Here is a 13,757-nt window from a genome sequence, read left to right on the forward strand (position 1 = left end):
ATATGAGTGATCAAAAAACATATTGGAAAGGAACTGAACAATTAACAAATGATCCTTCATTTGTTAAAAATGCGGAAAAGGAATTTCCTGAGTACTTACCAATCAATGATAAGAAAGAGTCTAATGGTGGTAGTCCTTCCAGAAGAGATTTCTTGAAAATGATGGGGTTTGGTGTAGCTGCAGCATCTCTTGCTGCTTGTGAAGCACCTGTTAGAAAAGCAATCCCTTATTTAAATAAGCCTGTTGATGTAGATCCAGGTATTCCTAATTACTATGCTTCTACCTATTCAGTTGGTGGTGATTACGCTAGTATCGTTGTGAAAACACGTGAAGGTAGACCAATCAAAATAGAAGGAAATAAAAATTCTTCTATCACTCAAGGGGGTGTGAATGCGCAAGTTGAGGCTTCTGTCCTGTCTTTGTATGACCAAGAGCGTCTCAAAGGTCCTTTGAAGGATGGTAAGAATGCAGATTGGGGTACAATTGATAAAGAGATTAAGGAGCAGCTTCAAGCAATAAGCGATGCTGGTGGACAGATTAAATTAGTTTCAAATACTGTTAATTCACCCTCTACTTTAAAAGCTATTAAGGAAATGGCTGCGAAGTATGGTAATACTGAGCATATCATGTATGATGCGATTTCGCAGCATGGAATGTTGGTTGCAAATGAAACAATGTTTGGAGTAAAGGCACTTCCTTCATATGACTTTAGTAAAGCCAAAACAATTGTAAGTTTTAATGCTGATTTCCTCGGAACTTGGGTTTCGCCAATAGAGCATACTAAACAATACAGTAAGACGAGAAAAGTAAATAACGAGAACAAGAAAATGTCTCGTCACTACCAATTCGAGGCGAATCTTTCATTAACTGGGTCTAACGCTGATTATAGAACGCCTGTTAGACCCTCTCAAGAAGGATTAGTCGTAGCGGCACTTTATAATGAAGTAGCGAAAATGACTGGTAGTGCTCCTATCAATACTAATAAAGTTGAGGTCGCAAATATTACAAAAGCGGCTAGAGACTTGGTCGCTTCTCAAGGGCAATCTTTAGTAGTTGCTGGTTCTAATGATGCTGATATTCAACTGTTGGTGAACGGGATCAATTCCATGTTGAATAATTATGGCGCTACTCTTGATCTGAATCAGTATTCAAATGCTAGAAAAGGAGATGAGGCAGCATTCAGCCAGATGGTGAAGGATGCAAAAGCTGGAAAAATTAGCGCTGTTCTATTCTATAATTCTAATCCTGTTTATAATTCTGGACTGGGAGAGGAGCTGAAGACAGCCATGGAAAAGGTATCATTGACTGTTTCTACTTCTGACAGAAAAGATGAAACTGCTGATATAGTAAAATATGTAGCGCCTGATCATCATTTCCTGGAATCATGGAACGATGCAGAGCCTAAGAAAGGAGAATTGAGTTTAGCTCAGCCAACTATTTCTCCGCTCTTCAAAACCCGTCAGGCTCAAGACAGCTTCTTGACTTGGACTGGTAACAAACAAGAATATTATAATTTTCTTAGAAAGAATTGGGAAGAAAATCACTACAGTGGTCAGGAGCCTACATTCGATATCTTCTGGGATAAGACATTATATAATGGTGTTTTCACCTACAAAGTTGAAAGCAGTGATTTAGCAGCTCAATCTGTTGATTTAGCAGCATGTGCAAACAGAATCAATAAGTCCTACAAGACTGCAAATGAAGGTCTAGAGATAGTTTTCTATCAAAAAGTATCTATTGGGAATGGACAACACGCCAATAATCCATGGTTACAAGAATTACCAGACCCAATTTCAAAGGCCACTTGGGATAACTATGCCACCATCTCTCAAAAGATGGCGAATGATTTAGGAATCAAAATCTTTGAAGGTAAGACTTCAAAAATTAATCTTACAATCAACGGTCAAGCAATGGAAGTTCCTGCCTTGGTACAACCAGGTCAGGCTAATGGTACTATTGGTCTTGCTTTAGGATACGGTAGAAAAATGGCTGGGAAAGTTGCTAATGGTGTTGGATTCGATGTATATCCTTTATTGGGCCAACTAAATGGTACTAAGTCTTTTGCATTAACTTCTGGCGTAAGTATAGATGGAACTGCAGGAAGCTATCAGTTAGCTCAGACTCAAACGCACCAAACATTCATGGGTCGTGAGACTGTCATTCAGGAAGCTTTATTGGAAGATTACCAAAAGAAAAACTGGAAAAGGGACTTTCAACCTCATGTTGCAACGAGCAAAGGAAAAGTTGCCCCTTCTAAACTGACACTTTGGAATGGTCACAAATATAATAATCATCATTGGGGATTAGCAATAGACTTAAACTCATGTACAGGTTGTGCTGCATGTACAATTGCTTGTCAATCAGAAAATAACATCCCAGTTGTAGGTAAAGAAGAGGTAGTAATGAGAAGAGATATGCAGTGGATGCGTGTTGACCGTTACTATAGCTCTGATGCTGCTGCAGATGATACGAAAGGCTTAGAAAAAGCTGCTGAAAATCCGGAAGTTACCTTCCAACCAATGATGTGTCAGCATTGTAATAATGCACCTTGCGAAACTGTTTGTCCGGTTGCGGCCACAACTCACAGTTCAGAAGGTTTAAATCAAATGACTTACAATAGATGTGTGGGTACAAGGTATTGTGCTAACAACTGTCCTTATAAAGTAAGACGATTCAACTGGTTCAAATACCATGATAATACCAAGTTTGATAAAAACATGGCCATGAATAATGACCTCGGTAAGATGGTATTAAATCCGGACGTTACGGTTCGTTCTCGTGGAGTTATGGAAAAATGCTCTATGTGTGTTCAGAGAATTCAGTCAGGTAAATTGAAAGCGAAGAAAGAGAAAAGAAAATTGGAGGATAAAGATGTAACTACTGCATGTGCTTCAGCTTGTCCTTCTGACGCTATCGTTTTTGGAGATTTGAATAATCAAGATTCTGCTATTTCTAAATACTTGAAATTGAAAGAAAGAACCGATGAACCAATTAAAGAGGTGAATGAAGAGCGTGCTTACCATGTATTGGAAGAGTTGCGTGTAGCACCTAACGTTTGGTACATGACCAAAATCAGAAATAAAGATAAAGTAAATACTAAGGCTTAATTTAATAACTGTAGCAATATGGAAGTCACTTCACCAGTAAGAGAAGTATTAGTAACGGGAAATAAGACCTATCATGATGTTTCTCATGATATCTGTAGGCATGTAGAAGCCAAACCAAATCCAAAATGGATGGCGGCTATGGCACTTTCCCTAGGAGCACTATTTGTCGGAGGCTATGCTTTGGCCATTACCCTTTGGGATGGAATCGGCATGTGGGGATTGAATAAAACTGTAGGATGGGCATGGGATATTACCAACTTCGTTTGGTGGGTAGGTATTGGTCACGCAGGGACTTTGATTTCTGCAGTACTGCTTCTATTCCGTCAAAAATGGAGAACCTCTATTAACAGAGCAGCAGAGGCCATGACTATTTTTGCCGTTATTTGTGCTTTGTTATTTCCATTAATTCACACAGGTAGACCTTGGTTAAGTTTTTATTGGTTTGTTCCAATTCCAAATACTTGGGGATCATTATGGGTTAATTTCCATTCCCCATTATTATGGGATTTCTTCGCAATCTCTACATACTTCACTGTTTCCTTAGTATTCTGGTATATTGGATTGATTCCTGATTTTGCTACAATCAGAGATAGAGCGACTAACAAAATTTCAAAGGCTATTTATGGTGGTTTAAGTTTTGGATGGGATGGAGCTGCCAAAACTTGGCAACGATATGAAACAGTTTCTTTGGTTTTGGCAGGTTTAGCTACACCATTGGTACTTTCCGTTCACACTATTGTATCTATGGACTTTGCTACTTCGGTTATTCCGGGATGGCACACTACGATTTTCCCTCCATATTTTGTGGCTGGGGCGATTTTCTCAGGATTTGCGATGGTATTAACGCTAATGTTAGTGACCAGAAAGGTTTACAACTTAGAGGACTATATCACAATTAACCACATTGAATTGATGAATATAATCATCATGATTACCGGTTCAATTGTAGGTGTGGCCTATATCACTGAGTTGTTTATGGCGTGGTATTCAGGAGTACAATATGAACAGTATGCTTTCTTAAACAGAGCAACAGGTCCTTATTGGTGGGCATATTGGTCAATGATGACTTGTAATGTGATATCTCCACAATTATTCTGGTTCAAGAAAATTAGAACAAGTTTATGGGCTACATTCATTTTATCAATTGTGGTGAATATTGGTATGTGGTTCGAAAGATTTGTAATTATAGTAACCTCACTACATAGAGATTATCTACCGTCAAGTTGGGCAATGTTTAGCCCGACCATTTATGACATGGGAATCTACCTATTCAGTTTTGGTTTATTCTTTACACTGTTTTTCTCTTTCGCTAAATTCTTCCCAGTGATTAATATGGCAGAGGTAAAGGCAGTATTGAAATCTAGTTCAGGTGAAATTGAAAACAAAAAATAATTATGGAAAGCGGTAAAAACTTTATCGTAGGGATTTTCGATGACGAGTCAGTGCTTTTAAGCGCAGTTAAGAAAGTCCGCGGTAGCGATGTAAAAATTCATGAATGTTATACTCCATATCCAGTTCATGGTTTGGATGATGAATTGGGCTACAAGCGCTCCAGAATTTCCATAGCAGCTTTTATGTTTGGTATCACTGGAACTTGTCTTGCATTCTTAATGATGATTTATATGATGGGCATTGATTGGCCAATGATTATTGGAGGTAAGGATCATATTGCAATTCCATCTTTCGTACCAGTTGGCTTTGAGGTAACAGTATTACTTTCTGCTTTGGGTATGGTGGGAACTTTCTTTGTGATAAGTAACCTTAAGCCTTATGGAAAGCCTAGAATATACGATATTCGTAGCACAGATGACAAGCATGTTATGGCGATAGATTTGGCTAAGAATAGCAAATCATCTGATGAACTGAATGCGATTTTGAAAGATTCAGGTGCCGTAGAAATTAATGAAAAGAAGTTTTAAGTTGAATTATCAAATGATGAATAGAAATAAAATATTTCAAATCTTGTTTTTCGGCCTAGTGACAGTTGTAATGGTTGCTTGTAGTCCAGGTGAAGATAATCCGGGAACTGAATATGCTCCTAATATGTATCATGCTGTTTCTTATGAGCCTTTAACACAAATCACGGAAAAAGATGCTGGTGCTTGGGTTTCTTCTGATGAGGATGAATATGGGGAGTATTTTAATTCAAACCCAAACAATCCTTTTGGCATGACCATGAGAAGGCCAGCTGAAAATACTGTTCCTAGGGATGAAAATGGTATGTTACCTTACAGATTACCTAAGGATAGCGTGGAATTAGCGGCTAGGATAATGAAAAACCCCCTTCCAGAGACAGAAGAAATTGTTGCGGAAGGTAAGGTATTATATACCAAGTATTGTACGCACTGCCACGGGGAAAATGGTGGTGGATCAATGGATGAAACTGCAAAAGTAGGAGCAGTCTATCAAGGTGTACCATCTTATAGTGCTGGCGCTACTTCTCAATTATCAGAGGGACATATATTTCATGTAATTACTCATGGAATTAGAAGAATGGGAGCTCACGGTTCGCAAGTGCAGCAAGAGGACAGATGGAAAATTGTACGTTATGTACAAACTTTACAAAAACAAGATTAATATAACAGTTTTAAGATAAGTTATCATGGCTGAAGAAAAATTTGAATTTACCTCAAAAGCGAAAAAGACACTTTCGATTTTAGCAATTGTAGGGATTGTATTATTTGGACTAGGTACATATTTCGCTAGTACTGCTGATCATAGTGAAGAAGGTGGTCATGCAGAAGAAATGCATGACGGTGCTATTATGTCTGATGGGAATGATGGTGCTCATGTAACGGAAGATGCTGATCAGGACCATTTTGAAGGTGCTGAGCACACAGAAGCGGGTCATGGTGGCGAGCACGCTGGCAATCCAAGCTGGTTAAAGAGAATCTATGCTAACTTATGGATTAACAATATGTACTTCGTGGGTCTAGCGCTTTTAGGAGTGTTTTTTGTTGCTATTCAATATGTAACACAAGCGGGATGGTCTGCTGCGCTAATAAGAATCCCAATGTCTTTCGGTAATTGGTTACCAATCGGACTTATCTTGACTTTAGCAATCTTCTTTTTTGGAGGTCATGATATTTTTCACTGGACCCATGATTATTTGTATGACGTAAATGATCCTGAGTATGATTCAATCATCGCAGGCAAGCAAGGATATTTGAACACACCTTTCTTCGTAGCAAGAATGGTAGTGTATTTTGTAGTATGGTTCTTAATGTTCCGTTGGATTCGTAAAAAGTCCTTGGAAGAGGATTTGAATGGTGGAGAGAGTTATTTCTTTAAACTAAGAGGAATTTCAGCAGGATTTATTGTGTTCTTTGCAGTTACCTCGTCAACTTCTGCTTGGGATTGGGTGTTATCCATTGATACTCACTGGTTCTCAACAATGTTCGGCTGGTATGTATTTGCTTCTTGGTGGGTTACAGCTTTAGCAGCTATCACTTTGATCACTGTAATTTTAAAAGAGAATGGATACCTAAAAATCGTGAATACTGGTGTTCTACATGATTTAGGAAAATTTGTTTTTGCCTTCTCTATTTTCTGGACTTATATATGGTTCTCGCAGTTCATGTTGATCTATTATTCCAATATTCCAGAAGAGACTGTTTACTTCATAGAAAGGCTTTCAAGTGATCATTATAGTATTGTATTTTTTGTTAATCTTATTTTAAACTTTTTCTTTCCATTCTTGGTTTTCATGCCAAGAGATTCAAAAAGACATACTGTTTTCTTGAAGATCGTTACAATTATTGTTTTAATCGGTCATTGGTTTGATTTTTATCTGATGGTAACACCAGGTGTTATGAAAGAAAATGGAGGATTTGGTTTATTAGAGATAGGTATGGCGATCGTTTTTGGAGTAGCCTTCTTGTTTGTAGCATTAACTGGATTATCTAAATATCCATTAGTGGCAAAGAATCATCCGATGATCAAAGAGGCAGAACATCATCACGTATTTTAATTTAATTTAGTAACAGCAATATATATGTTCAATTTAGCTATAGGTTTAGGAGTAGTACTTTTATTAGCAATTTTGTTCTTGATTTTCAGAATTTCATCTTTGATTGGCGTAGCCAAGGGAAATACTGATAAATTAGAAACGAGCTCTAATAAAATAAACGGTGCCATGTTTTTGGTCTTCTTGGTCGGAACTGGGTTCTTGTTCTTTTGGTATTCTTTTAAGGAGTTTGAAAATTATAATTTACCCGTTGCATCTGAGCATGGTTCAGAATACGAATTTTTATTCTGGACTACAATGGCTGTAACTGGAGTTGTATTTGTTTTGACTCAAATCTTATTATTCTATTTCTCTTGGAAGTACCAGTACAAAGAGAATTCCAAAGCGCTTTTTTACCCAGAAAATAATAAATTGGAAGTTGTATGGACTTTCGTTCCAGCAGTAGTGCTTGCTATTTTGGTATTTACAGGCTGGAGAGTGTGGACGGATATAACTGCACCAGCACCAGAAAACACTAATAATATTGAAATAATGGGCTACCAGTTTGCTTGGGGAGTTCGTTATCCAGGACTTGACGGTGAATTAGGTAACTCTGATTATAGAGTGATTGAAGCAACTAATTCGTTTGGTATTGACTTCAATGACAAAGCCTCATATGATGACTTTATTCCTCGCGAGATGCATATCCCAAAAGGAGAGCCTGTAACATTTAATATTAGGGCAAGAGATGTTCTACATAGTGTTTTTGCACCTCATTTTAGGTTGAAAATGGATGCAGTTCCTGGTATGCCTACTTCGTTTACCTTTACGGCTACTAAGTCGACAGAAGAGATGAGAGAAGAATTGAATGATCCTGAGTTCAATTATGAAATCGCATGTACTGAGGTTTGTGGTAGAGGTCATTATTCCATGAAGTTAACTTTGATAGTGGACGAACCAGAAGATTACAGAGCATGGTATGCAGAGCAGGAGTCATTCCTGAAGAGAAACCCTGAATATTTAACAAAAGTGCCTAGCGATTTAAAAGAGTTGGCTATTTTGAAAACAGGAATTGATAACAAAGAGTTAGACTAAAAAATTAAATCATAAAGTTATGTCAACAACGGCAGAAGTAAATATAGGTCAAGATGTTCAGCATGATGAGCATCATGATCACGAACAAAGCTTTATTTCAAAATATATTTTCACTACTGATCATAAGATGATTGGTAAGCAGTTCTTAATCACAGGTATAATGTGGGGGCTGATTGGAGTCGGAATGTCAGTGATTTTCCGTTTGCAGTTAGGCTTCCCTGAGATGCAACTTACTTGGTTGAAACCATTATTAGGTGGTTGGATTAGCGAAACTGGTCAACTCGATCCAGAGTTTTATCTTGCATTGGTTACAATGCATGGTACTATAATGGTATTCTTTGTTTTGACAGCCGGTCTAAGTGGTACTTTTAGTAATTATCTAATTCCATTGCAGATCGGAGCTAGAGATATGGCATCAGGCTTTATGAATATGTTATCATACTGGTTCTTTTTTGCATCAAGTGTGGTAATGATGTCATCTATTTTTATTGAGACAGGTCCTGCAGCTGGTGGTTGGGTAGTTTATCCGCCATTGAGTGCACTGCCTCAAGCTATCCAAGGTTCCCAGTTGGGGATGACGCTTTGGTTAGTAGCCATGGTATTCTTTATTGTTTCGATGCTTTTAGGTGGTATTAATTATATTACTACAGTTATTAACTTAAGAACAGAAGGAATGTCATTTTCTAGATTGCCTTTAACAATTTGGGCTTTCTTTTTAACTGCTGTTATTGGTTTATTATCATTCCCAGTTTTATTTGCTGCCGCTTTGTTATTAGTATTTGATAGAAGCTTTGGTACTTCTTTCTACTTATCTGATATCTACATTGGCGGGGAGGCCTTGCCAAATATGGGTGGTAGTCCTATTCTATATCAGCACTTGTTCTGGTTCTTAGGACACCCTGAAGTATATATTGTATTGTTGCCTGCTTTGGGTATCACATCAGAAGTAATTGCAACGAATTCAAGAAAGCCAATATTTGGTTATAGAGCGATGATTGGTTCTATGTTAGGTATTACAGTTCTTTCATTCGTAGTATGGGCTCACCATATGTTCGTTTCAGGATTGAATCCTTTCTTAGGTTCAGTTTTCATGTTCTTAACATTGATTATCGCGATTCCTTCAGCTGTTAAAGTATTTAATTACTTAACAACGCTTTGGAAAGGTAATATTATTTTTACACCAGCCACATTGTTCTCAATTGGTTTGGTTTCTTTCTTCATATCGGGTGGTTTAACAGGTATTTTCCTAGGTAACTCAGTAATTGACATTCAATTACACGATACTTATTTCGTTGTTGCTCACTTCCACTTGGTAATGGGTAGTTTATCAATATTTGGATTGTTAGCGGGTGTGTATCATTGGTTCCCTAAGATGTTCGGAAGAATGATGGATGAAAAATTAGGACACATTCACTTCTGGATGACGTTTATAGGGGTTTATATGATATTCTTCCCTATGCACTACATTGGTATTGCTGGATTTCCAAGAAGATATTATTCATGGACAAATTTCGATGCTTTCAGTAGTTATACTGATTTGAATATGTTTGTATCTATCGCAGCTTTTGTTACTGTAGCAGCTCAATTCTTGTTCTTGTTTAATTTCTTCTACTCAATGTATAGGGGAAAGAAGGCACCGCAGAATCCTTGGAGATCCAATACTTTGGAATGGACAACTCCAATTGAGCCAGGTCATGGTAACTGGCCAGGAGAGATTCCTAAGGTGTATAGATGGCCTTATGATTACAGTAAACCAGGAGCGGAGAAGGATTTCATTCCTCAGCATATTCCATTGTCGCAAACTCCTGAGTCTAACTTAGATCATGAAGTTGAATTAGCAAAAAAAGAAGTTGTTGATAAAACAGCTGATGCAAAGTCAAACGCATAATAAATCATTTAAAGTAAGCAGCTATTATCGTAATTTAGTAACAGTTACGGTAGTAGCTGTTTATCTTTTGATCCTTGCAGGAGGGATTGTAAGAAGTACCGGATCAGGTATGGGATGCCCTGACTGGCCGAAATGTTTTGGTCAATGGGTTCCTCCAACTTCCGTAGAAGAATTACCAAAAGATTATCAAGATTTTTATGCTGATTATAGACATCAGAAGAACATTAAGTTCGCAAAATATCTAGATGTATTTGGTTATTCTGAAATTGGGAAAGCCATTTTAGATGATGAGTCAATAAAAAACGAAGCTGCTTTTAATGCATCAAAAACCTGGACAGAATATTTGAATAGACTTTTAGGGGCTGTAGTAGGTTTGTTGATTATCTTATGTGTCTTGGGTTCATTAAAATATTTTAAGGCTCAAAAGACTATATTTATTTTAGCTTTTTCTTCTCTGATTTTAGTGCTAATCCAAGGCTGGATAGGATCTGTGGTAGTGTCTACCAATTTGCTTTCTTGGCTTATAACAATTCATATGGTGTTAGCTTTAGTTATTTTAGCGGTATTGACTGCTTTGTATTTTGTAGTTACTCTGAGACAGAATGCGAAGAAGTTACGCATAACGGACCATAAAAAGATTACTTATGTTCTTATAGCTGCGATGCTCATGATATTGGTACAGGTTATTTTAGGAACTCAAGTGAGAGAGTCTTTAGATTTGGTTGCGGAGAGATTAGGAGATGCGCTTAGAGGTAGCTGGATTGAAGGCTTAGGTTTGGAATTCTATATTCATCGATCTTTTTCGATCGCAATTGCAATTATTCATATTTATCTTTTGTTCAAATTGTATCAGGCAAAAGAAGAGTTGAAGAATATTTTTAGAAATGTGAAAATATTAATGAGCTTGATAATACTGGAAATCTTATCGGGTACTATAATGGCTTATTTTGCTATACCGTTTTGGGCTCAGCCCATTCATTTAGTACTAGGTAGTATGATTTTTGGAGCACAATTTTACATCTTTTTGCAGGTAGTTTATACTACTCAAAAAACTAATATAAAGGAGTATGCAATATCCTAAATCACAAAACTTAACAATCTCAGACTTTGTCTTGAGTTATGCTAAGAACTTTCTAATTCTGCTAAAGCCTAGATTAAGCTTTTTAGTGGCTTTTTCTTCCGCTTTCGGTTATGTGTTAGGTTTCAGCGGAAGTGGTATTAACTATGTAGTATTGGCTTTTTTATCTTTAGGAGGGTTTTTAGTATCTGGTTCTGCCGTAACTATAAACCAAATTTTAGAGGTTGAGTACGATAAAAAAATGGACCGAACGAAAAATCGACCATTGCCTACTGGTAGAATTTCTGTCCAAGAAGCTATTATATTCGCTATTATTACGGGTATAGCTGGCTTAGGATTACTTTTCATCTACACCAATGTGTTAACAGTTATCCTGTCATTTCTTTCTTTAGTACTTTATAGTTTTGTATATACTCCCTTAAAAAGAGTAGGGCCAATTGCTGTTTTTGTTGGTGCTATTCCCGGTGCTTTACCCCCTTTATTAGGTTGGGTTGCCGCTACAAATGGTTTTAGTATTGAAGCATGGATTATTTTTGGAATTCAGTTTATTTGGCAATTCCCCCATTTTTGGGCAATAGCTTGGGTGGCTGATGAAGATTACAAAAAGGCAGGCTTCAAGTTATTACCTTCAGGCGGTAAGAAGGATTTGAATACAGCAATTCAAATTATGATTTATACCTTGTTTTTAATTCCACTTGGTTTATTACCTACGCAATTTGGGATAACAGGAATTAACTCTGCTTTGGTAGCTACTATTTGCGGGGTTTTGTTTCTCAGTCAAACATTTTATTTGATGAAGGAATGTAGTAAGGAAGCAGCTTTGAAGATAATGTTTGGATCTTTTTTGTATTTGCCAATAGTTCAGGTAGCTTATCTTTTAGATAAAATTTAATTATGGAAACTTCTTTAAACAAAGAACAACAACTACAACCAAGTATAAAAATACTTTCGATGCACCCGCTAAAATTTGCATTGTGGTTATTTATTGTCACTGTAGTGATGATTTTTGCTGCTTTGACAAGTGCTTACATTGTAAGACAATCTGAGGGTAACTGGTTGATTTTTGAATTACCCAATGTCTTTTTGTACAATACCATTATTTTAGTGGCTAGTAGTGTAACGATGCATTTAGCTTATTTAGCCGCCAAAAAGAATAACTTTAAAAATCTGAAGCTTTTCATGATGTTAACAGCTGTTTTGTCTGTGGCCTTTTTTGTAGGGCAGTATGAAGCCTGGGGAGCATTAGTAGATAGAGATGTTTACTTTGTTGGGAATCCTTCAGGATCTTTTTTGTATGTAATTTCAGGTTTGCATGCATTTCATTTGATTTCGGGGCTGATATTTATATTAATTATGTTATTTTCGGCTTTTAAATACAAGGTTCATTCTAAAAATATGGTGAAAATGGAAATGTGTACAACATATTGGCACTTTTTAGATGGACTTTGGGTATATTTATATATATTTTTGTTGTTAAATCATTAATCCTATTTTGAACAGTTAAATTTATGGCAACTACTGCAACAATCGATACTACTACCAAAAGCAGATGGGGAGGTGGAGTAGCCCCTATGAATGCTAGTTATGGAAAACTCATGATGTGGTTTTTCCTCTTATCAGATGCATTTTCTTTTTCAGCTTTATTAATAACTTATGGTCTAATTCGCTACGCACATCCTGCTTATCAGGGTACAGTTTCTGAATTTACGTTCAGCACAGAATACTGGCCGATTCCTGAAATGGTTTTTGAAGCAGTTCCATTCTTGCATGGAGTGCACGCGCCATTGATTTTCGTTGGAATCATGACATTTATTTTGATTTTAAGTAGCGTTACGATGGTGTTAGCGGTTGAAGCTGGTCACAGAATGGACCGTAAGGGCGTGATCAAATGGATGCTGTGGACCATTATTGGAGGTTTAACCTTCTTAGCTTGTCAAGCTTGGGAGTGGAGTCACTTTATCCATGGAACTGCTGAAGGAACAGTCAATGCGATGGGAGAGACAATTTTTGGTGCGAATCTTACAGAAAATCAGTATGGTCCTCCACTATTTGCTTCTTTATTCTTTTTTATAACGGGATTTCACGGATTCCACGTTTTTAGTGGGGTTGTTATTAATTTTATCATATTCTTCAACGCAGTAGTAGGCACCTATGAAAAAAGAGGACATTACGAAATGGTTGAAAAAACGGGACTGTATTGGCACTTTGTCGATTTGGTTTGGGTATTCGTATTTACACTTTTTTACTTGATTTAACTTTACTTAAGATATGTCACAAGAAGAAACTAATAATGTTCAGGTAATCCCTGAAGATAAGGAAAAGACCAAGAAGATTTGGAAAGTCGCTGCTATATTGGCAATTGTAACAATAATTGAATTTATTTTTGCTTTCACTTTACCAAGAGGGATTATTCTAGTCTCTATATTCCTTGGATTAACAATAGTGAAGGCCTTTTATATAGTGGCTGAGTTTATGCACTTAAAGCATGAACAGAAAGCGTTGATCTGGTCTATTATGATTCCTACTATATTGATTTTATGGCTTGTAGTAGCTTTAATGGTAGAAGGCACCGCAATCTTTAATATCAGGAACTAAGCTTTTACAATTTGAATATATATATAATCAGGCTGCTTTAAATCGGCC

The 13,757-nt window shown here is 36.9% G+C and carries 12 protein-coding genes; all 12 read left to right on the forward strand.

Going from position 1 to position 13,757, the window contains the following annotated elements:
• Nucleotides 1–2: 2 nt before the first annotated feature.
• From B9Y84_RS17410 to B9Y84_RS17465, 12 genes are read left to right on the forward strand one after another with little or no spacing between them, the layout of a single operon-like run.
• Complete coding sequence (locus B9Y84_RS17410; RefSeq protein ID WP_085518671.1) at nt 3–3,107, forward strand: TAT-variant-translocated molybdopterin oxidoreductase; 3,105 nt, start codon at nt 3–5, stop codon at nt 3,105–3,107.
• Between the two features lie 18 nt (nt 3,108–3,125).
• Nucleotides 3,126–4,499: an NrfD/PsrC family molybdoenzyme membrane anchor subunit gene (gene nrfD / locus B9Y84_RS17415; protein WP_085518672.1), complete on the forward strand. Its 1,374-nt coding sequence runs from the start codon at nt 3,126–3,128 to the stop codon at nt 4,497–4,499.
• 2 nt (nt 4,500–4,501) lie between these two features.
• A complete protein-coding gene (locus tag B9Y84_RS17420; RefSeq protein ID WP_085518673.1) occupies nt 4,502–5,026 on the forward strand; it encodes a DUF3341 domain-containing protein in 525 nt (174 codons plus the stop codon).
• A 13-nt stretch (nt 5,027–5,039) separates the two neighbouring features.
• On the forward strand, nt 5,040–5,684 hold the full coding sequence (locus B9Y84_RS17425; RefSeq protein WP_085518747.1) for a c-type cytochrome: 645 nt from the start codon (nt 5,040–5,042) through the stop codon (nt 5,682–5,684).
• A gap of 25 nt (nt 5,685–5,709) precedes the next feature.
• Nucleotides 5,710–7,077 carry a quinol:cytochrome C oxidoreductase gene (locus tag B9Y84_RS17430; RefSeq protein WP_085518674.1) on the forward strand — a complete coding sequence of 456 codons (1,368 nt, stop codon included), beginning with the start codon at nt 5,710–5,712 and terminating at the stop codon, nt 7,075–7,077.
• Between the two features lie 24 nt (nt 7,078–7,101).
• Nucleotides 7,102–8,148, forward strand: a complete 1,047-nt coding sequence (locus B9Y84_RS17435; protein WP_085518675.1) for a cytochrome c oxidase subunit II — start codon at nt 7,102–7,104, stop codon at nt 8,146–8,148.
• 19 nt (nt 8,149–8,167) lie between these two features.
• Nucleotides 8,168–10,036, forward strand: coding sequence for a cytochrome c oxidase subunit I (locus B9Y84_RS17440; RefSeq protein WP_085518676.1), 1,869 nt, complete (start codon nt 8,168–8,170; stop codon nt 10,034–10,036).
• Complete coding sequence (locus B9Y84_RS17445; RefSeq protein WP_085518677.1) at nt 10,017–11,117, forward strand: COX15/CtaA family protein; 1,101 nt, start codon at nt 10,017–10,019, stop codon at nt 11,115–11,117. The genes B9Y84_RS17440 and B9Y84_RS17445 overlap by 20 nt, the downstream gene beginning before the upstream one ends.
• Entirely contained in the window at nt 11,104–12,006 is a 903-nt protein-coding gene (gene cyoE / locus B9Y84_RS17450; protein WP_085518678.1) for a heme o synthase, read from the forward strand. Before B9Y84_RS17445 ends, cyoE begins: the two co-directional genes overlap by 14 nt.
• Nucleotides 12,007–12,008: 2 nt before the next feature.
• On the forward strand, nt 12,009–12,599 hold the full coding sequence (locus B9Y84_RS17455) for a cytochrome c oxidase subunit 3 (RefSeq protein WP_085518679.1): 591 nt from the start codon (nt 12,009–12,011) through the stop codon (nt 12,597–12,599).
• Between the two features lie 23 nt (nt 12,600–12,622).
• Nucleotides 12,623–13,369: a cytochrome c oxidase subunit 3 gene (locus B9Y84_RS17460; RefSeq protein ID WP_085518680.1), complete on the forward strand. Its 747-nt coding sequence runs from the start codon at nt 12,623–12,625 to the stop codon at nt 13,367–13,369.
• 13 nt (nt 13,370–13,382) lie between these two features.
• Entirely contained in the window at nt 13,383–13,709 is a 327-nt protein-coding gene (locus B9Y84_RS17465; RefSeq protein ID WP_085518681.1) for a cytochrome C oxidase subunit IV family protein, read from the forward strand.
• Nucleotides 13,710–13,757 lie beyond the last annotated feature (48 nt).

Origin of the sequence: Marivirga sericea (assembly GCF_900177665.1) — a bacterium.
GTDB classification, from domain to species: domain Bacteria; phylum Bacteroidota; class Bacteroidia; order Cytophagales; family Cyclobacteriaceae; genus Marivirga; species Marivirga sericea.